The following is a 19540-nucleotide window of genomic DNA, read 5'->3' on the forward strand; positions in this document are numbered from 1 at the left end:
TGTCGGCCCGTCGGCCTATCCCCGCGAACTCGTCAAGCCCTGAGGCCGTCAATTCTTCTGTCAACGAGGCCGGGCGCCCTGACGGCCGCAAGATCAGCCGCGTAAATGCCGCGGCAGATCTTGAGCAGTTCGACCAGCCGTTCAGTGTCGTCACCCACGTGCTGAACAATGAGACGTGCGGCGTCTTTTCGCGCGGCCGCCTCCTGGTTCAGCTCGGCTTCCCGCTCCTGCCGGTGTCGCTCCAGCTGGCGCTGCCGCCGTGCTTCAACCTGTTGCCGCCGCCGACGCTGCTCGGGCGTCCGCTTGGCATCTTCTCGGGCCCGCCGTTCTGCTGCCTTCCCGTGCCTGACGATGCTCTTGATCTCGTCGTGGGAGAGACGTTCGCCCTGTTCCAGCCGCTCGACCACCGCTGCACGGACCGGTTCCGGCGTCGACGGTGAGGCGAGCTGGTAAATTGTCGTGGGCGGCAAATACGAAACGCTTGCGGATTTCGAGGCGAATACCTCGGCGGCGCGCATGTAATTCTGCGCGGTGCGCTCACCCCAACCGAATTCGGCCGCCAGCCAGTCGCCGAAGTGGCCATGCCCCAGCCCCTGCTTGGCGGCCAGCAGCAATTCCCCGATAGCGATGATCTGCTGGCCGACCTTCTTCTGGTAGCACCGGATTGCAGTCACGACCTCGCGCAGCTTGGTCGCGTCCGCTGGCGTCAGGGCCGCATAGTCGAAGGGCTGGACAGGAACAGTCTCGGCGACAGGGCGAGCTGGAGAGATAAGTTCAGCCTGCTGCATGAGCCACCTCCCGCCGCCCGCCGGTGAGATAGGCTTCGACGGCATCGAGGTCGGCCCGGTAAGGGGCGGCGCCGGAGCCGAACACGATGGCGTTCGACGCGATGTCGATCAGCATCCATCCGCCGTGATCGAGCGCGTCCGGATCGCGCCTCCGCGATTTCTCAAGCCTCAATCCCTGCCGCTGCGCTTTTCGGCGTAGACGGTTCTCACGCACCTTGTCGACCATGTGCAACGCCCTATTCTGCGAGCCATTCGCAGAATCATGACCGACGCGCGGTTGCAGAACAAGAGGGGAACGCGACTGTCCCCATTGTGACGTCTAGAAGATGAATCAACTGGATGTGAGTCAATGGCCGCGGCGGTTTTCTGAAGGCTCTCGCCGAGCAATCCCTGGCACAATATGCGAGACGCTGGAATCGGCGCGCTGCACCGGGCATTGGAAGACCACGACGTTCGCGGACGCATTCCGCCTCGCGGGTATGACCGCGCTCTTTGTCTACGACTGCGCCACGAACGGGGTCGTGTTCCGGGCTTACGTCGCGCAGGTGCAATCCGCCCGATGCTTGCTAGCAAGCTTGGTGTGTGCATGATGCTTGCATAAAGCAAGCAATGGATTCGCAATGAACGATATTCCGAGCGAGGGCGGCAAAGCTCGCGCCCTCAAGTTGTCGCCTGAAGAGCGACGCGCCATCGCATCCGAGGGTGCTAAGGCGCGTTGGGCAAAGGTCAAAGCTGAACGTAACCAGCTCCCGAAGGCTGAACATGGCGATGAAAGCCGGCCGCTTCGCATTGGAGAGATGGAGATCCCTTGCTACGTGCTGGATGATGAGCGCCGCGTCCTGACCGCTACGGGCATGCAGAGTGCGCTCAATATGGCCCGAGGTGGCAGTATGGTCGCGGGGGTGAATCGTTTTGAGCTTTTTGCCAGCGGAAACCGGATTAAGCCATTTGTTTCCAACGATTTAATGGAGAGATTCCGAAACCCAATTATCTTCCTTACGCCAACTGGAGGCCAAGCCTATGGGTATGAGGCTGAGGTTCTGGTTGAGCTATGTGAGGCGGTTCTTTCGGCTAGGGCTACTGGAGAACTTCAGAAGCAGCAACTCGGCATTGCCCAGCAGTGCGAAATGATTATCCGGGGCCTTGCACGAGTAGGTATCGTCGCTCTCGTTGATGAAGCTACAGGATTTCAGGAGGTCCGTGCCCGAGATGCGCTGCATAAGATCCTTGAAGCTTATATCTCGCCCGAACTTCTCCCTTGGACACAGCGCTTCCCCAATGAATTTTACAAGGAGATGTTTCGATTGCATCGCTGGGAGTACAATCCGGCATCGGTCAAGCGCCCGGGCGTCGTTGGGAAGTTCACCAACCAACTCGTTTATGAGCAGTTGCCGCCGGGCATCTTAGACGAGTTGCGGGCGAAGAACCCAAAGGATGATGCCGGCCGTCGTCGGGCCAGGCATCATCAGTATCTGACGCACGAGGTTGGACACCCCCACCTAGAGGGCCAGATTACCAAGGTAGTCACTTTGATGCAGGCATCAGATAACTGGCCAATGTTCAAACGGCTGTTTGAACGGGTATTCCCAAAGAAGGGAAGCCAGCCAGATTTGCTACCGGACTGATCAACAAAAACCGCCGCTCGCGGAGATGCCGAGGCTTATCCCCGCCCGCTACGGGCGCTGCGGTAGGCGGCTGATCACCGTATCGAGGCGCTGGTTGGTTGCCCTAATCTCAACTTGCAACATCCCGATCGACTTGTCGATTTGTCCCAAATCCTTGACGGTCTGAGTTTTGAAGGACGCCAAGCCGTCAGCCACGGTGGCTGCGTCGCTTCGGATGGAAGCGATATCCTCTCGAAATCCAAGGCCGATAAAGGCCAGCAGGCCACCCACTGCAACAATACACACGGATATAATGCCGGCTGCTGAGAGGGGATGTGGTTCGGACACTGGCGTCACTACCGGTTCGTCGTTGACAAAGTCGTACAGGTTAGGTGGAGGCGTAGGCTTATATATACGATTGAATCCCGGCGCCCCACGCGGCAGCGCAACCGAGGCGGGCCACGTGTTTCTGAACGGCGAGCGCGCTATTGCAATCGCTGCCGCCGCGGACGAGTTGCTCCGGTAGACGGTCAAACGCGAATGGGTGAAGGCCAATTTATTTAAATGCGTCGCGGGTGGCATCGACATCTTCTTGCTTAATACGCCCATCCGACAACATTTGTGCGATAGACGTGTTAAAAAACGCTACAAGGTTCAAAAATCCCGCCTCCGGCATTACGATCTGTACGCATGGTGATAGATTATTCTTGCCCCCATCAGAAAATGATGGATCTACGCGTGCGAGATAGAATTTGTGAACGCCGTTGGCGGCAGCGTGGTTCATCGCCAAGTCAGCAAACATTGTTGGCGTAAATGTCGCCGGAAAATCAGCAGGATTGTTGTCAGTCACTCGCACCCTCCCCGGTTGCGGGTTGACGGTAGCATAGGCGGAAAGGGAGTCGAGTCAGGGAAGCGGCTGATCAACTCGACGGCAGAGCAATCCCTTCACACGGGAGGGGTCGTATGTTGGCCCGCGCCCTTACCAACGGAGTTCACGAGAGCGCCAAGGTTCCGACTATTCCGCGCCGGCCGGCTTCGCCAGCCGCACCCCAGCGCCGCCGCCGTTCTCCGGAATGAACTGCACCCCGGCGGCTTCGAGGGCACGCTGAATAGCGCTGACTGTTCGAGCTTGGGCGGCAAGCGGCCCCGGCAAGGTCTCCAGTCGCTTGATCGATGGGAGCGACACCTCAGAAGCTTCAGCAAGGTGCTTTTGCTCCCAGCGCAACATGGCGCGTGCCGCCCGGACTTGCTCACTCGTCAGCATCGTTAAAATTAATCCTCAAGCATTAAATAACTCTCTGGGTATTGACGAAACCAAGAGAATTGATTTATTCCTAGGGTATCGAAACAAACTGACTTGAGCAACCCCAATGCCGAACACCTCCGTTCCGGCCGACGCCACCCCTTTGCCTGCCAATCCCCTGAACCGCCGCGACATGCTGGCGGTGCTGGTCATGGTCCAGAACAGCGCCGGCAATGGCGGGCGGGACATCATGACCATCGCCGGCATGTGCGACGACGGCGAGCTCGCGGACCATGTCTTTTCGGAATGGCGCCGCATCAGAAGCACGGATCGGAAGGTCGCCGTCCTGCGCTACGCCCGCTCCCTGGTCTCGTGAGGAGGTTGTGCCGATGCCCGTCAGCCTCACCGCCCGCCGCCTCGACCGTTCCGCCATCATGCGGGCCGCTGTCGCCTATGCCCGCGAGCTGATCGAGCGCGAAAGGTCCTGGTACTTCACCCGGTATTCCGCCGAGATCCGGTACGGCTCGCCGCGCCCGGCGATGAAGTTGCCGACGTGGCGCGCCGCCATGGCGCACGGCCTCAGGCTCGCCTGGGCGGAGGCCCGCAAGTCAGGGGAAGCGGCGCCCGTCGCGCCGGCTGTCAAGGCCGAACTCGCCAGCATCGAGCTGGGCATTCTGTCTGTCCATTGCGCCGAGCGCATCACGCGCACCGAGGCCGCGCACCTCGCCAGCCTGACCGCTCGTGCCGCCGAACTTCACGCCATGTCCCGCGCCGCCGTGGCGCACGCCCTCTGAGGTCTGGCCATGCATTATCCCGTCTCCGCCCACGATCCGCGCCAGAAGTCAGCGAAGTCTCACCACGAGATCGACCGCGTTGCGCTCGTTGCGGCACTTCAGGTTCGCCTCAACGCCCTTTACAATCAATGCAAGGCCTTCCACGAGACCACCCGCGGTAAGGCAGACGACGACCCAATCTTCACCGAATGGGAACGCGTCGCCGCGAGAGCAGAGCGCACGCGCAAGACACTGATCCGCTCCGTCGAGCGCATGCCCTACTGGAAATGGGCGCGCATCCGCACCGCCGAGCTTGAGGCCGAGGGATGGGAATTTGTCCCTACCAAGGCGCGGGCGTCTCCCACCCGCTAACCTTCGTCCGGTTCAGAACCAACCATTTCGTCACCAGCCCGGCGCGCCATGCGCGGCCGGCAAGGGGAAAGCCATGTCAGAACTCAGCCGCCGCGCCCTTCTCGGAACGACCACCGTCATCGCGGCCAGCCTAGTAGCTGGCGCGGCGGATGCCCTCCCGGTCGCGGCCGCCGCAGATCCGGTATTCGCCGCCATCGCCGCCTATGACGAGGCGCGCGGCCGCTACAAGGCCACCCTCGCCGAGGAAGGCACCACCGAGAGCCAGGTCGACGCGCTCGGCGCCGAGGAGGCCCGCGCGACGGTACATGTCCTCTGCACCGATCCGGCGACGCTCGCCGGCCTTGCCGCCTTCTGTGCCTTCGCGGCGCGCCTCGCCGCCGGGGAATCCGTGGTCGACGCCTCCGGCCTCGGGAACTGGTTTCCCGGAAGCGCTATCGGCCGGCCCGACCTCCCGTCCGCCGAGGGGATGTTCTTCGAAACCCTGGAGCGCGCCACGCGCCGGCTGCTGCCCACCACCTGACACACCCGATCAACCGAACCGATCAAGCCCCCGGCACCGCATGATGCGGGCCGGGAATGGGGGAAAGCCATGACCAATCATACCCGCCGTTCCTTCCTGTCCGCCGTAGCCGCCGCTGCAGCCATTCCCGCCACGGCTGCCGCCGCCGTCTGCATCATACCGAGCGGCATGGATACCGATCCGGTATTCGCGGCGATCGAGCGCCACAAGCTGGCGAACCGGCACCATGGCGATGCGTGCGACACCACCGACACCATGGTCGAGACGTTCGGCCCTGTTTCGCCCGAGGCAGAGGAAGCTCACGCGCTTCAGGATGAGGCGTGCACGGCGGATTTGGCCGCTCTGCGCGTGGTTCTGGAAACCGTCCCCGCGACGGCGTCCGGCATGGTCGCCTATCTCGATCACATCGCCAGCCCCCTGGGGTTCGAGCATAGCATGGCCGATGGCGAAGATTTCGCCGCGCTGCTCGCCACCGTCCGCCAGTTCGCCGAGCGTTTGCCCGCCTGAATATCGCGCATCCGTCACCCCAGCCGCCGGCCAGCATGGCTGGCGAAGGAGGCTCTATGTCCATGCGAGATCCCTGTCCGCTGTCCGCTCTGCTGGCCGCCTATGCCGACGAGATCGAACGTTACAATACCGACAAGACGCCGAAGCCACCTGAGGAGGATGAGGCGGACGCCAGCGGCTGGCAGCGCATCTATGAGATGCCGGCACTCCCGGCCCCCACCACCGCACGGGGCGCCATCGTGGCCCTGAACGCCGTCCGGCAAGAGGAGGGGGATGACCTCTGCGATTTCTCCGCGAACCTCATCCGCGCCGTTCTGGCCTACCTCGCTGGCCTCGATGCTCGCGACGTGCTGGCGGAGGTCGCGTGATGTCGAAGGAGAAGCCCGTTTATTTCCCCATCGGCAATTCCGGCCCGGACGACTTCCGGCACGGGATGAACCTTCTCCGCGTCGTGAGTGCCGCGATGTCGGCCATGCATGATCGACATATGGCTGTCGACCTCGGCGCGCTGCAGGCGAGCACGAACGACGCCATCGCTTACCTTGAAGGCGCGCTCGCCTGGGCCACGCGGGTTGAGGCCGAGGAGGCCGACCACCAATACGCGGCCTGTGAAGGCCGGCAGGCGGGGGCGGCCAGCGGGAAGGGGGCGACGCAATGAACCGCCGTCCCGATCCCGCCATCTTCACCGCCGTCACACCGGCCATGCGTGAGCTGATCGAGAACGTCGTTGAGGATCTGATGCTGCTGCTCGACGAGATCGACGGCGATCCGGACGCCGAGGACGACGACCCACCGGAAGAGGGTGACAACGGCATCGCAGAGAATGGGCTGCTATGACGGCCCGCATCATAGGCCACTGGATCGCCGTTGCCGGCCTCTCGCTGTCGCGCCTGGGATTGAGGCTCATGAGCGCGGGGCCGGTGCGCGTGGTCGTCGCCGGCTAGCAAACGTAGCAAGTGTAGCAGGGGTACACTCGAAAACCGCAAGCGATGCGGATAGGGTGAGGGGCAGAGAACCGTTTCTGCATAAGGCTTTCACCCCATGATTCCGCTCCAACTTGAGATGCGGCCCCTCGGAAAGTTGGCGCCGGATCGCAACTTGTGGTCGAACTTCAATCCGATCGGTATCGAACGTTTTTCTGAGAGGGAGCACTGCAGGAAAATATTTTCCTTGACTCTCTCATCGAAAAGTGAATTCGCAAACGTCAAAAGAAGATCAATACCAAATACCGAGACCATTTCTCCTAAGGCATTGATATTAAATGAATTTCAAAATTTGAACGGTATTATAATATGGCAGGCGATCAAAACCCGATCAAATTAGGCCCACGACGGGATATAGCCGGCCCTCGGACTTGCCGGGTCGGCCAGCCGGATCAGGTTGGCCGACGTGGCGTCTCGCAAAATACGCGACACCTGTGCCGCGTTCTGGTCTTCAATGCCGAAACGCGCGCGAAGCGATGCGTTTGTCAATTTTTCGTTCGTAAGAAATCGCAGAACGGCATGCTGGTACGTTGCCCGCAATCTTTCAGCGGCGGTCATATGCGCAAACTGGCGGGGAGACAACATGATGACCTTCATGTTGTTCGCTTCCACCCGAAACTCCGGAGGTGGTAACTGAAATAACTCGACCGAAGCGATTACCTTGTCGAGTCCACTCCCCTGCTCTTCGCATATATTCATGCGCCGCATTAGCGCCGCCATCGCCTCGTTTCTAGAGCGAGGGGGCAGATCGATGAGGCGAGACGGTTCATTAAGTGGCGCGCCAGGATTTGTGATTTCAATACGATCAGGAAATATTTCGATAATCGGACCAGCGCCAGTAATCGTCATGTCCTGATGAATAAGTGCATTGGCGACCAATTCCCGAACCGCTATTTCCGGATAAACTGGTTGAACCTCCCGGAAGGCACGACCTATATGTTCGTTCCTAGGCAGCATTCCATTAACAGCATCGATAAGCCACGAGAATCCACTGGCATATCCACGAGTGCTTTCTTGTCTGCGATGGGTCTTGGTTCTGTCGTTTGCTTCATATTCGATAATTCTGACAACCTTTCGAGCGAGCCGCTCAAATCGATCTAGCCTCTTGCCAAATAATAGAGCGCCTAAGTTCAATATATTCCAATTATTTCCGACATCTCGCGCTATTAACCGATCTGCTAGAAGTCGTTCGAAAATTCCATCCCGGTTATCGGGGAGTGGGTGCTGGACAAGTTCGAAATAACTTGGGTAATCAATTAATTCTAACACCTCGCTGGATGTGACATATTGCATCGCGATGCCGGATTCCCACGCGTATGGCTGAAGGCGAGACCACAATATTCTCTCAGTATCCGGATGTCTTGATAGTTGCGTAGTGGCGCTCCCTATACGGATATAGGCCTCTCGATTAAATCGCGTAGGATATTGCGTTGCCGCAGATATCTCCAATAGGACAATTCGACCGCGCTCGTGGTCAAACACCTGAAAATCTAAATGAGGCGGGGGGTCAAGCATCTGGGATAACCACAGCTGTAGTGGTTGGTTGCCTTTGACGGAGTTCCCAGGTTGAAATGTTGTGCCGACAATCTCATGATCATTGTCCCTTATACCCCAGATAATAAATCCATTGTTCCGATCAGACAACCTTGAGCTATTAGCGATAGCCGATATATTTCTTCCAATAGTCTCCACATCTGAGTTGTTTTCTTTGAATTCGACCCATGGCGTCTCACTGTCCAGCGCCCGCAGGCTATTTATTAGATCCAGTTGCCGGGCCGTCGCCATAGCGGTCCTCGTCTCTACGTTTTTTTGCTCATGCCTGCTGACGGTAGGCTAGAGAAATCGTCAGTTGAGCACGAGACCCCACTAATCGGTTATCACCGTTTCCGTGCCAACGACAGGATCTATGCGCCGCCCTCATCCTTCGCCAGCGGCTCGCCCATGGCCGTGAGCGCTACCCCGGCCTCACCATCGGCACGACATTGGCGGCTGGCGTCGTCCCGATGAACTTCGCCCAGGCGTCCATGAGTTTGCGCCGCTTCTCCAGCGCGTCGCCGCGTCGATAGGCGCGCTCCACCTCATCACCAACCACATGCGCCAGTGCGGCCTCCGCCACCTCGCGCGGGAACGTCGTGAGCTCGCCGGCCCAATCGCGGAACGAGGAGCGGAAGCCGTGCACCGTGATGCTCTCCATATCCATGCGCTTCTGGAGCAGGGCCAACATTGCCATGTTGGAATGCGGCTTCCCCTTCCTCGGGCCGGGGAACACATACCCGTCCTCTCGCCGCAGCAATTCGACCCTGTCGAGAATTTCCAACGCCCTTTCGGATAGGGGCACGCGGTGCTCCTTGCCGGCCTTCATCCTTTCCGGCGGCACGGTCCATATCTTCGCCTTGCGATCTATCTCGCCCCACGTCGCCGCAATCACCTCGCCCGAGCGCGCTGCCGTCAGAATGGTGAATTCGAGCATTAGAGCGGAGAGCGCCTCGCGCTTGCGCAACTCGGTGATAAAGGCCGGCACCTCGGCATAGGGCATCGCCGGATGGTGGCCACGCTGGAGCTTTTTCCTGCGCGGCAGGAGACTGTCCAGGTGGCCACGCCAGCGCGCGGGATTCTCGCCGGCCCTCAGTCCCTTCGCCCGGCCAGCGTCGAGCACGCGTTCGATCCGGCCGCGCAGGCGTGAAGCCGTTTCCTGCTTCGTCTGCCAAAGCGGCTGGAGAACCTTCAGCACATGCTCGGTATTCACCCCCGCAATAGCTATGGGGCGAAGCGAGGCGGCGTAGACCTCCAGCGTGTGGCGCCACTGCCAGCGGTGCTTCTCGTTCCGGAAGCCCGATTCGATGTCATCGATCATCTGGTCCGAGAAGTCGCCGAACGTCACCACGCTCGCTGCTGCCTCGGCTGCACGACGTTGTTCGATGGGATTGAGGCCCGCTGCGACAAGGCGTCGCGCATCGGCTGCAGCGTCGCGTGCGACGGAAAGTGAGACGGAGGTGAGGCCGCCCAGGCCCATTTCCTTCAGCTTCCCCTGCCAACGAAACAGAAATAGCCAGCGCTTGGCCCCGCTGGGATCGACCACCAGATAGAGGCCGCCACCATCAGAGTGTCGGCCGGGCTTGCGGAGGGCCAAGACGCCGCGAGTAGAGAGCTTGTTCACTTCGCGCGCCATCTGGCACCCCAATTTACCCCAACATTTACCCCAACAAATTACGGTGCTTCTGGCGGACGTCAACAAACGTCGGTAGCGCGAATGGGAGCCAAGCGTTTGGCATTTAAAGGGCTGTGATGACATCAAGGGACGCGAGAGGGCGTTAGTTTGGTGGACCTCGGCTCCACCATTCAGGCATCCCAATCCGCTGAAATGACATCGGAAGTTCGGGCCTCGCCCGGCGTGTCGGCGCGCCATCTGGCGGCGGCATCGGATGGCCATGGCGTGAGCGAGCCGAAATCGTTTCCGCGCATGCGATCCGGCGGGTTCACCAGGCCCTCGTTCAGGAAGCCCCGGCCAGCGCCGGCCGCAGGATTGCCGGCGGGCCGCGGGAGCCGGCGAATCATCGGCGATCGGCGTGTGGGTGCAGGCCTTCGGCACGAGCGGAATGTGCTCTTCAGCGAATCGACCCTTCAGTGAATCGACCATGCGCGACGAACCGTCTCCGCGCTCCACCGCTGATCGAGGCGGTCGGCGTCCATCTGGGCTCGAGACCTCCGCCAGTCGACACGTGGCCCGCGTGCCCCCGTCGGGCCGGGCGCCAAAGGCGCGGGGAGGGCCCGAGCGCGCGCCGGCCCGCCGGCCGGCCTGTCAGGGCCGTGTGATCAGCGGCGGCCCGCTGCACGGCTCCTTGAGGCAGCTGGGCCACGGGATGCTCTGGCGGATGGCGGGCGGCAGCGGCGGGGCCGGGCTCCAGCCCGGCGGCGGCGGGGGAGCCTGCCGGGGAATCGGGGTCGTCACCGAGGGACGTTGCAGGATCGGGTTCTCGCGATATTGCGCACGGGCGTCGTCCGCGCACGCGGTGGCCAGCAGCGCGCCGGCGATCAGCGCGGCGACAATGTTGACGGTGTGGCGCAGCATGGCGCGATCCTCCGCATGTCTCGTCCATGAACAAGTATGTCCGGGTGTCGCCTGTCAAGCCTTCCCCGCGCGCGGCTCCCGGCCACGTGCGCTACTCGACGCCGCTCCTGTGCTCGCCGCGCTCGTGAATGGAATTCGCCCGGCCCACCAGGAGCGTGTCGACCGGGCCGATGCGCGCGCTGTCCTTGTTGGTATAGGGCAGGGAATGCAGCACGTAGCGCATGGCGTTGATGCGCGCGCGCTTCTTGTCGTCGGACTTGATGACCGTCCAGGGCGAATCGGCCGTGTCGGTGTGGAAGAACATGGCCTCCTTGGCGCGGGTGTAATCATCCCATTTGTCGAGCGAGGCGAGGTCCACCGGCGAGAGCTTCCAGTGCTTCAGCGGGTGCACCTCGCGCTCCTTGAACCGGCGCCGCTGCTCGTCGCGGCTGACCGAGAACCAGAACTTGAACAGGTGGATGCCGCTGCGGGTGATGTTGCGCTCGAATTCGGGGGCCTGCCGCAGGAACTCGCGATATTCGTCGTCGGTGCAGAAGCCCATCACCTTCTCCACCCCGGCGCGGTTGTACCAGCTGCGGTCGAACAGCACGATCTCGCCCGTGGTGGGCAGGTGCTGCACATAGCGCTGGAAATACCATTGGCCGCGCTCCACCTCGCTGGGCTTCTCCAGCGCGACGACCCGCGCACCCCGCGGGTTGAGGTGCTCCATGAAGCGCTTGATGGCGCCGCCCTTGCCGGCGGCGTCGCGGCCCTCGAACAGGATGATCACCCGCTGGCGCGCTTCCTTCACCCAGGATTGTAGCTTGAGAAGCTCGCTCTGCAGCACGAATTTCTCGCGCTCATAATCCCGGCGCAGCATCTTGTACTTGAAGGGATAGCCGCCCAGCCGCCAGTCATCGGCCAGTTCGTCGCTGGTCGTGCTGGGACTGCCGGATTTCCGGGGCATGCCGAGCGACTTGCGCAGCCGCACCGCGTCGTCGGGAGCGGCGCCGGCGATCAGCGCCTCCAGCCCCTCGCCGGATGCGGGCGAGGCGGCAAGCTCGGCGACCACCGAGAGCTCGGCTTCCTGTGCCGCCTCCACCCTCTCATCGGCCAGCCCGGTCTCGACGGCGGGGGGAGCCGCGGAGGGGCCGGAGGCGGAGGAGGGAGCCGCTGCGGCGGCGGCGGGTTTGCCCGCGCGCTTGCCCGCCGGGCGGCGCCTGGGTCCGGTGTCGTCCGACATGATTTGTCTCCTTCCGCAGATGCACTCCCGGCCATCACCCGCGACCGGTGCCGCTACCGGGTCCGACAGACTGACAGTCCAGCTTGGAGGCACGCCATGAGGTGAGTCAAATGCCCCCGCTGCGCCGATGCGGGCGGCGACTCGCCCGGCTGCGGCTTTCTGTTTCCCACCCAATCGATGATATGTAGGCCGCGATCGAACGGGCGCCTCCGTGGCGGCGGTGTTACATCGGCGATGCCCGTGGGATGAGGGGGATAGTCCAAAGTTACGGACAATATTGGAGAGAAGTCTTCCGGTTAAACGGTAGTTATCTCAATATCGCCGCGGCGGCACGGGTCTCCCGAACAAGAAACACTCCGTAATTTCAGTTGAGGATTGCCAAATGAAGGGTATTGTTCTGGCCGGTGGCGCGGGCACTCGCCTGCATCCGATGACGCTCGTGACCTCAAAGCAGCTGATGCCGGTATACGACAAGCCGATGATCTATTACCCGCTGTCAACCCTGATGCTGGCCGGAATTCGCGAGATTCTGCTGATCTCGACGCCGCACGACCTGCCGCACTTCCAGCGCCTGCTGGGTGATGGTGAGCAATGGGGCCTGTCGATCCACTATGCCGAGCAGCCCCACCCCGGCGGGCTGGCGCAGGCCTATACAATCGGGGCCGATTTCGTGGCCGGCGGCCCGTCGGCGCTGGTGCTGGGCGACAACATCTTCTACGGCGCGGGCCTCGGCGCGCTGCTGGCGCGCGCATCCGAGCGCACCTCCGGCGCCACGGTCTTCGCCTATCACGTGGTCGATCCCGAGCGTTACGGCGTGGTCGCGTTCAACGACGCGATGCAGGCGCTGTCGATCGAGGAAAAGCCCGCCGTGCCGAAATCCAACTGGGCGGTGACGGGGCTTTATTTCTATGATTCCCGGGTGGTCGACATCGCGGCGAACCTCACGCCCTCCGCGCGCGGCGAACTGGAGATCACCGACGTCAACCGCGCCTATCTCGAGAGCGGCGACCTGAATGTCGAGCAGATGGGCCGCGGCTTCGCCTGGCTCGACACCGGCACGCCCGACAGCCTGCTGGAAGCCGCCGAATTCGTGCGGACGCTGGAGAAGCGCCAGGGCTTCAAGATCGCCTGCCCCGAGGAGATCGCCTACAAGCTCGGCTTCATCGACGCCGACCAGCTCGCGCGCCTCGCCTCCCAGCTGGGGAAGAGCAGCTATGGCGGCTATCTCAAGCAGCTGCTGGCGAGCGGCGAATGAGGCGCGGCGGGGTGGCCCGGTGCCCGGCGCGCGGCCGGCAGGTCCATTGCGCGCGTGCCGACCTGCTCTTGCCGGCCCGTATTTTCCCGGTCCGTTCGGTCCCGGTCCATTTCGCCGACGCCCGCGCGTCCATCGTCTGAAGAAGGGATGAGGTATTCGATGTTCCCCTTGCCTGAAGCCTCGCTGAAGCCGAACACCTACGCCTACGAGACCGTGCCGCTGGTGAAGCCGACCGGCTTTCGTGAATATGACGCGCGCTGGCTGTTCGGCAGCGAGCTGAACCTGATGGGTGTTCAGGCGCTCGGCCTCGGCCTCGGCACGCTGATCCATGAGCTGGGCATCCGCCCGGAGCTGGTGACGGGCCACGATTTCCGCGGCTATTCGGCCTCGATCAAGCAGGGGCTGGTGCTCGGTCTCATGGCCGCCGGCATCAAGGTGCACGATATCGGCCTCGCCCTGTCGCCGATGGCCTATTTCGCGCAGTTCGCGCTGGATATTCCCTGCGTGGCGATGGTGACGGCCTCGCATAACGACAATGGCTGGACCGGCGTGAAGATGGGCGTGAACCGCCCGATGACCTTCGGCCCGGACGAGATGAGCCGGCTCAAGGAAATCGTGCTCTCGGGCGCCGGCATTCAGCGCGCGGGCGGCAGCTACACCTATGTCGAGAACTTCCCCGAGGTCTATATCCAGGACCTGACCGACCGGCCCAAGCTGAAGAATCCCATCAAGGCCGTGGTCGCCTGCGGCAATGGCACGGCGGGCGCCTTTGCCCCGCGCATCCTGGAGGCGCTGGGCGTCGAGGTGGTGCCGCTCGACACGGACCTCGACCACAGCTTTCCCAAATACAACCCCAACCCGGAAGACATGGAAATGCTGCACGCCATGCGCGATGCGGTACTGGCCTCGGGGGCCGATGTCGGGCTCGGCTTCGACGGCGACGGCGATCGCTGCGGCGTGGTGGACGATCTGGGCGAGGAAATCTTCGCCGACAAGGTTGGCGTCATGCTGGCGCGCGATCTCTCCGCGCTCCATCCCGGCGCCACTTTCGTGGTCGACGTGAAGTCGACCGGGCTGTTCGTCACCGATCCGGTGCTGATCGCCAACGGCGTCAAGGCCGATTACTGGAAGACCGGCCATTCCTACATGAAGCGCCGCGTCAACGAGACCGGCGCGCTGGTCGGCTTCGAGAAATCGGGGCACTATTTCTTCAACAAGCCGATCGGGCGCGGCTATGATGACGGTCTCGTCTCGGCCATCGCCATTCTCGACATGCTCGACCGCAATCCGGGCAGGAAGCTGTCCGAATTGAAGGACGCGCTGCCCAAGACCTGGTCCTCGCCGACCATGTCGCCGCACTGCGCCGACGAGACCAAATATGTCGTGGTCGACGCGGTCGTGAAGCATTTCGAGGCGATGGCGGCGCGCGGCGATACCATTGACGGCCAGAAGATCCGCGACCTCGTGACGGTGAACGGCGTGCGCGTCACCGTGGAGGACGGCTCCTGGGGGCTGGTGCGCGCCTCCTCCAACAAGCCGGAACTGGTGGTGGTGGTCGAAAGCCCGGTATCGGAAGGTCGCATGCGCGACATGTTCGCGCTGGTGGACGGCGTGCTGCGCACCCATCCGGAAGTCGGCGCCTATAATCAGAGCCTGTGAGGGCGACCCGCGCCGCGGCACCGGCGGCGGCGCGGGATCACCGACGGGACATGCGGCGGGCGGGCTCCGGCTCAGGTGAGGATGCCGTCCCGCTTCAGCATCTCGTGGGCGGTGAGGCCCTGCGCCTGCGCCCGGCGTTCCAGCTCAAGAAGCGAGGCGTCGACATAGGTGCGGTACCAATAGGCCTGCAGGAAGTGGAAGAAGAAACCCTCCTTCCCGTCCAGAAAGCCGCGCCCGATCCCGTAGCGATAAAAGAAATACAGTGAGGAGCGCAGCGCGCTCGGCAGCCGGTTGTAGATGCGCTCCTTGAGGAAGCGCTTGCGCCGGGCCGATCCGCTGAGGTCGCCGGCTTTCTCCCGGCTCTCGCCGGCCGCGCGCGAGGCGATGATGTCGTAGGCCTCGCGCCGCGCATAGCCGATATGCTTGCCGGTCCACCAGGCGAGGTCGTTCAGATTGTGGTCGACCAGATCGCCCGGCAGCGTCGCCGTGACCGGGTTCTCGACCAGAATGTGCTCGTCCATCCAGCGCTGCTCGATGCGCCCCGCGCCGCTGCGCCAGAGCCGCAGCATGAGCGCGGGGTAGAAAAAGCCATGGGTGATCGGCCGATCGAGAAACACCACCTTGCGGCGGAAATAGACCGCGTTCACCGCGCCGGGACGGGCGAGAAAGTCGCCGATCGCCTGCTGCAGCGCGGGCTCCAGATATTCGTCGGCATCGATGCGCATGGTCCAGCCAGTGGTGATGCCGGCATTGTCGAGGCCCCACTGGAACTGGGTGGCGTAGTTGCGCCACGGGTTGAGGAACACCTCGGCGCCGTGCGCGCGGGCGATCTCCGCCGTGTCGTCGGTGGAGTGGCTGTCGATCACGCAGATGCGCGCGGCCACCGGGCGCAGGCTGTCGATGCAGCGGGCAATATGTTTCGCCTCGTTGAAGGTGAGGATGATGGCGGTGATTCCGCCGGGGCTGTCGCTCTGCGCCATGCTCAGCGCCTCCGGAAGGGTTTGCGGGGCTTCAGCGCCACGGCCGGGTTGCCCGAATAGATGGTCCAGGCCGTGAGGTCGCGCAGGGCGACCCCGCGCGCGCCGAGCACCGCGCCCTCGCCCACGGTGACGCCGGGCCCCACGAAGGCCTCGGCGCAGATCCAGGCGTCGTCATGGATGGTGATCGGGCGCACGCGCAGCTGGAAATCGGCGCTCTGCACGTCATGGGTGCCGCTGCACAGATGCGCGCGCTGCGAGACGACGACATGGTGTCCGATCCGCGTCGGCGCCATGCAGTAGCAGATGACGCCCGGCCCCAGCGCCGAATAGGGCGCCATGTCGAGATTGGGCGGATACCAGACGCGCGCGCTGCCATAGACCTGCACGCCCGTGCCGATGCGCGCACCGAACAGCCGCAGCAGCATCGCCCGCCAGCGGCGCAGCGGCGGCGGCGTCCAGGCGGCGAGCAGAGCCCAGGTGAGCTGCCACACCACCCGCAGCAGCCGGTGCTTCAGCGGAAAGCTCGGGGCCCCCTCGAAGGTGGCGGTGCTGTTGGCCGCCAGCGGCCCGCCGGGGGAGGGCGGGCGAGCGGCCGAAGAGGTGGGCGAAGGGGAGGGCGAAGGGGTGGGCGAGGCAGCAGGCAAGGCCGTGGCAATGGTATCCGCGGTCACGGGCGTGCCCGCCGAGGGCACGGGAACTCGCTCGTCCGCGGGATGGGCCTCGCCGCGATAGGTGGCGACGAGTGCGTTGACGACAGCGTCCTGCGAGAACACCTCGCGGTGCAACTGCCGGGCATTCTCCACCATGGTGGTAACGCGTGCGTCGGGCCATGTGACGAAATCGGCGATCTCCCGCTCCAGCGCGGCGGCATCCGGGCTGATGGCCAGCGCGGCGCCGCGCTCGAAGCCGATGCCGAGATTGCAGGCTGGCGTCATCAGTACGGGCAGCCCGGCGGCCCAGGCCTCCAGAACGGTCATCGGCAGGCCCTCGCTCTTGGAGGGCAGCAACAGGGCATCCGCGCCGGCCAGCGAGCGGGCCTTGCCGTCGCCATATTGCGGGCCGGCATAGGTCACGTTGCCGAAGCGCGCGGCCAGCGCTTCGATCCGCCCGACGAAATCGGGCGAGCCATCGACCCAGCCGCAGAACACCAGCTGATTGCCGGCGGCGAACGCGTCATTTCCGGCCGACAGCGATTCCCAGGCGTCGCACAGTTCGCGCCAGCCCTTCTTTTCGTGGATGCGGCCGAAGAACAGATGGACGCGCCGCCCCTCCATGGCCGGCTGCCACCAGTCCGGCCGCTGCTCGACCACGGGCGCGGGGGGCACGAAATTCGGCACGACGACGCAGGAGGCTGCCGTGCCGAGCGCCGCCTCGACATCGGAGCGCTCCTTCACGGTCAACACCTGGATCGCGTCGGCCTTGCGCAGGAACTGGTCCTGATAAAGCGCGGAAACGGCCGCCTTCAGCCGGCGCGAGCGGGCCATGATCCAGGCTTCCAGCATGCCGTGCGGCGTCACCACCACGCGCTGGCCCCGCCACCGGCTTTTCGACAGATGCGCGCACAGGTCATGAAACATCCACACGCCATGCACGTGCAGCACGTCCGCCCGGCGCCGCAGGAGGAAGGCGAGCATGCCGGGCGAGAAGCCGAAATTGCTTGGCCCATGGGAGCGGAAGGCATGGATCGGCACGTCCGGCCAGCCGGGGCGGTCGGTCGCGAAATGCTCGCTCTCCAGCGTCACCACTTCCAGCGCGATATCAGGCCGGCGCGACAGCGCATGTGCGAGAAGGCGTGCGGATTCCGAGACGCCACCGGCGCTGCGGCAGATCGCCGGCAACACCAGGAAGAGGCGCGTCGGCGGCATGTCGGGTTGCGCGCCGGCGCCCGTGGCGCGGCCCTCAGCGTTCATCGTCCTGGACATGTTGTCTCGAAGGCAAGGGCGGATTCGGAAGGAATGATGGCGGGAACTGATGGATAGCACGCCCGCCGCCCGGGGGAAGGCGTCGCGCGCCACAATCGTCGCTCGGGCAAAATGCCGGATCCAGCATGCCGGAAGGGGCATCATCGCAGGCCGCGCATGGTGACAGCCGATGTGCGGCCGATTAGAGTGCGGCGCAATAAGTGCTTCGGGGGCTGGAGCGCCGACATTGCAAGGGCCGATTCGACGTTCGCGGCATTCCTGTCGTGCGCGTGGGCCTCGTGCAGGTCGACGTTGTGGCCATGTGGGCCGGTGGGGACGACTTGACGTTTGCTGTGCGGGGCCGCGGACAGGCTGTGTCGCGCGGGGCGGGACGAGGCGAGGATGCCGGCGTGACGGCATCGCGTTCGTGCCCACCCGCCATGCTCGCGCGCGCCGTTGACCGGTCCTGCCCGGCGGCCGCCACCCGTGCCGCCACCCGTACCGGACCGTCGTCTCCTGCCTTCCGGGCCTCGCTCGTTTCCGCCACCCTGCCCAACTTTCCTCTGCACCGCCGTAAGGACTGCGTACAAAGATGACTTCGACCCGTAAGGTTGCCCTGATCACCGGCGTCACCGGGCAGGATGGCGCCTATCTTGCGCAGCTTCTGATCGACAAGGGCTATCTGGTCCACGGCGTGAAGCGGCGTTCGTCTTCCTTCAACACCGGACGCATCGAGAATATCTATCAGGATCCGCACGAGACGGATCCGCGCTTCATCCTTCACTACGGCGACATGACCGATGCGACCAATCTGATCCGCATCGTGCAGGAGACGCAGCCCGACGAGATCTACAATCTCGCCGCGCAGTCGCATGTGCAGGTGTCGTTCGAGACGCCGGAATACACCGCCAATGCCGACGGCATCGGCACCCTGCGGCTGCTGGAGGCGATCCGCATTCTCGGCCTTGAGAAGAAGACGCGCTTCTACCAGGCCTCGACCTCCGAGCTCTACGGCCTCGTGCAGGAAGTGCCGCAGTCGGAGACGACCCCGTTCTATCCGCGCTCGCCCTATGCGGCCGCCAAGCTCTATGCCTACTGGATCGTGGTGAACTACCGCGAGGCCTATGGCCTGTATGCCGCCAACGGCATCCTGTTCAACCATGAGAGCCCGCTGCGCGGCGAGACCTTCGTCACCCGCAAGATCACCCGCGCCGCCGCCGCCATCAAGCTGGGCAAGCAGGAAAAGCTCTATCTCGGCAATCTCGACGCCAAGCGCGACTGGGGCCATGCCCGCGAATATGTGCGCGGCATGTGGCTCATCCTGCAGCAGGACGTGCCCGAGGATTTCGTGCTCGCCACCGGCGAGACGACGGAAGTGCGCCAGTTCGTGAGCTGGGCGTTCGAGGATGTCGGCATCACGCTGGAATGGCGCGGCAGCGGCGTCGACGAGAAGGGCTATGACGCCGCCACTGGCCGGCTTCTGGTCGAGGTCGACCCGCGCTATTTCCGCCCGACCGAGGTGGACCTGCTGATCGGCGACCCGCGCAAGGCGCACGAGAAGCTCGGCTGGAAGCACGACACGTCCGTGCGCGAACTCTGCCGCGAGATGGTGGTCGAGGACCTCCGGGTCATGCAGACTTCGACCATCATGAAGGAGGCCTGAT

The 19540-nt window shown here is 63.6% G+C and carries 23 protein-coding genes and 1 pseudogene; 12 read left to right on the plus strand and 12 right to left on the minus strand.

Going from position 1 to position 19540, the window contains the following annotated elements; genetic code table 11:
* Positions 1-32: 32 nt before the first annotated feature.
* Both FHS55_RS07860 and FHS55_RS07865 read right to left on the minus strand, forming a co-directional pair.
* On the minus strand, positions 33-788 hold the full coding sequence (locus FHS55_RS07860; protein ID WP_183189126.1) for a DUF3102 domain-containing protein: 756 nt from the start codon (positions 786-788) through the stop codon (positions 33-35).
* Positions 775-1014, minus strand: coding sequence for a hypothetical protein (locus tag FHS55_RS07865; protein WP_183189127.1), 240 nt, complete (start codon positions 1012-1014; stop codon positions 775-777). The genes FHS55_RS07860 and FHS55_RS07865 overlap by 14 nt, the downstream gene beginning before the upstream one ends.
* Before the next feature lie 394 nt (positions 1015-1408).
* On the opposite strand from FHS55_RS07865, the gene FHS55_RS07875 reads away from it, so the two are divergent.
* Positions 1409-2413: a P63C domain-containing protein gene (locus tag FHS55_RS07875; RefSeq protein ID WP_183189128.1), complete on the plus strand. Its 1005-nt coding sequence runs from the start codon at positions 1409-1411 to the stop codon at positions 2411-2413.
* Positions 2414-2461: 48 nt separating this feature from the next.
* Here FHS55_RS07875 and FHS55_RS07880 read toward each other — a convergent pair whose 3' ends face one another.
* From FHS55_RS07880 to FHS55_RS07890, 3 genes are all read right to left on the minus strand, one after another.
* The gene (locus tag FHS55_RS07880; RefSeq protein ID WP_183189129.1) at positions 2462-2974 is read right to left on the minus strand and encodes a hypothetical protein; all 513 of its coding nucleotides are present in this window, start codon (positions 2972-2974) and stop codon (positions 2462-2464) included.
* A complete protein-coding gene (locus tag FHS55_RS07885; protein ID WP_183189130.1) occupies positions 2949-3242 on the minus strand; it encodes a hypothetical protein in 294 nt (97 codons plus the stop codon). The genes FHS55_RS07880 and FHS55_RS07885 overlap by 26 nt, the downstream gene beginning before the upstream one ends.
* A 165-nt stretch (positions 3243-3407) precedes the next feature.
* Entirely contained in the window at positions 3408-3656 is a 249-nt protein-coding gene (locus tag FHS55_RS07890; RefSeq protein ID WP_183189131.1) for a helix-turn-helix domain-containing protein, read from the minus strand.
* A gap of 106 nt (positions 3657-3762) precedes the next feature.
* Between FHS55_RS07890 and FHS55_RS07895 the strand changes: the two genes are divergently transcribed.
* The 8 genes from FHS55_RS07895 to FHS55_RS07930 all read left to right on the plus strand — a co-directional run bounded on the left by FHS55_RS07895 (position 3763) and on the right by FHS55_RS07930 (position 6644).
* The gene (locus FHS55_RS07895; protein ID WP_183189132.1) at positions 3763-4011 is read left to right on the plus strand and encodes a hypothetical protein; all 249 of its coding nucleotides are present in this window, start codon (positions 3763-3765) and stop codon (positions 4009-4011) included.
* 13 nt (positions 4012-4024) lie between these two features.
* Positions 4025-4429 (plus strand): hypothetical protein, encoded by a 405-nt coding sequence (locus FHS55_RS07900; RefSeq protein WP_183189133.1) that lies wholly within the window; start codon positions 4025-4027, stop codon positions 4427-4429.
* Between the two features lie 9 nt (positions 4430-4438).
* Positions 4439-4780 (plus strand): hypothetical protein, encoded by a 342-nt coding sequence (locus FHS55_RS07905; RefSeq protein ID WP_183189134.1) that lies wholly within the window; start codon positions 4439-4441, stop codon positions 4778-4780.
* A gap of 73 nt (positions 4781-4853) precedes the next feature.
* On the plus strand, positions 4854-5300 hold the full coding sequence (locus FHS55_RS07910; RefSeq protein ID WP_183189135.1) for a hypothetical protein: 447 nt from the start codon (positions 4854-4856) through the stop codon (positions 5298-5300).
* Positions 5301-5369: 69 nt separating this feature from the next.
* The gene (locus FHS55_RS07915; protein WP_183189136.1) at positions 5370-5807 is read left to right on the plus strand and encodes a hypothetical protein; all 438 of its coding nucleotides are present in this window, start codon (positions 5370-5372) and stop codon (positions 5805-5807) included.
* A gap of 62 nt (positions 5808-5869) precedes the next feature.
* Positions 5870-6175, plus strand: coding sequence for a hypothetical protein (locus FHS55_RS07920; RefSeq protein WP_183189137.1), 306 nt, complete (start codon positions 5870-5872; stop codon positions 6173-6175).
* The gene (locus FHS55_RS07925; RefSeq protein WP_183189138.1) at positions 6175-6465 is read left to right on the plus strand and encodes a hypothetical protein; all 291 of its coding nucleotides are present in this window, start codon (positions 6175-6177) and stop codon (positions 6463-6465) included. Before FHS55_RS07920 ends, FHS55_RS07925 begins: the two co-directional genes overlap by 1 nt.
* Positions 6462-6644, plus strand: coding sequence for a hypothetical protein (locus tag FHS55_RS07930; protein WP_183189285.1), 183 nt, complete (start codon positions 6462-6464; stop codon positions 6642-6644). The genes FHS55_RS07925 and FHS55_RS07930 overlap by 4 nt, the downstream gene beginning before the upstream one ends.
* Before the next feature lie 482 nt (positions 6645-7126).
* On the opposite strand, the gene FHS55_RS07935 is transcribed toward FHS55_RS07930, so the two are convergent.
* The 4 genes from FHS55_RS07935 to ppk2 all read right to left on the minus strand — a co-directional run bounded on the left by FHS55_RS07935 (position 7127) and on the right by ppk2 (position 12081).
* Positions 7127-8575: an ATP-binding protein gene (locus FHS55_RS07935; RefSeq protein WP_183189139.1), complete on the minus strand. Its 1449-nt coding sequence runs from the start codon at positions 8573-8575 to the stop codon at positions 7127-7129.
* 169 nt (positions 8576-8744) lie between these two features.
* Positions 8745-9959 (minus strand): tyrosine-type recombinase/integrase, encoded by a 1215-nt coding sequence (locus FHS55_RS07940; protein ID WP_183189140.1) that lies wholly within the window; start codon positions 9957-9959, stop codon positions 8745-8747.
* 630 nt (positions 9960-10589) lie between these two features.
* A complete protein-coding gene (locus FHS55_RS07945; RefSeq protein WP_183189141.1) occupies positions 10590-10859 on the minus strand; it encodes a hypothetical protein in 270 nt (89 codons plus the stop codon).
* Between the two features lie 91 nt (positions 10860-10950).
* Positions 10951-12081, minus strand: a complete 1131-nt coding sequence (gene ppk2 / locus FHS55_RS07950) for a polyphosphate kinase 2 (protein ID WP_183189142.1) — start codon at positions 12079-12081, stop codon at positions 10951-10953.
* Positions 12082-12463: 382 nt separating this feature from the next.
* Between ppk2 and rfbA the strand changes: the two genes are divergently transcribed.
* Positions 12464-13336: a glucose-1-phosphate thymidylyltransferase RfbA gene (gene rfbA / locus FHS55_RS07955; RefSeq protein WP_183189143.1), complete on the plus strand. Its 873-nt coding sequence runs from the start codon at positions 12464-12466 to the stop codon at positions 13334-13336.
* A 159-nt stretch (positions 13337-13495) separates the two neighbouring features.
* Positions 13496-14995, plus strand: a complete 1500-nt coding sequence (locus FHS55_RS07960) for a phosphomannomutase/phosphoglucomutase (RefSeq protein ID WP_183189145.1) — start codon at positions 13496-13498, stop codon at positions 14993-14995.
* 71 nt (positions 14996-15066) lie between these two features.
* Here the strand turns inward: FHS55_RS07960 and FHS55_RS07965 are convergent, their stop codons facing one another.
* The 3 genes and pseudogenes from FHS55_RS07965 to FHS55_RS23405 form a co-directional block, all read right to left on the minus strand.
* Positions 15067-15975, minus strand: coding sequence for a glycosyltransferase family 2 protein (locus FHS55_RS07965; protein WP_183189146.1), 909 nt, complete (start codon positions 15973-15975; stop codon positions 15067-15069).
* 2 nt (positions 15976-15977) lie between these two features.
* Complete coding sequence (locus tag FHS55_RS23400; RefSeq protein WP_246339981.1) at positions 15978-16619, minus strand: LbetaH domain-containing protein; 642 nt, start codon at positions 16617-16619, stop codon at positions 15978-15980.
* A gap of 153 nt (positions 16620-16772) precedes the next feature.
* Positions 16773-18296: pseudogene (locus tag FHS55_RS23405) on the minus strand (glycosyltransferase); the annotation flags it as partial.
* A 172-nt stretch (positions 18297-18468) separates the two neighbouring features.
* On the opposite strand from FHS55_RS23405, the gene gmd reads away from it, so the two are divergent.
* A complete protein-coding gene (gene gmd / locus FHS55_RS07975; RefSeq protein ID WP_183189148.1) occupies positions 18469-19539 on the plus strand; it encodes a GDP-mannose 4,6-dehydratase in 1071 nt (356 codons plus the stop codon).
* Position 19540 lies beyond the last annotated feature (1 nt).

Origin of the sequence: Ancylobacter tetraedralis (genome assembly GCF_014195655.1) — a bacterium.
Taxonomy (GTDB): Bacteria; Pseudomonadota; Alphaproteobacteria; order Rhizobiales; family Xanthobacteraceae; genus Ancylobacter; species Ancylobacter tetraedralis.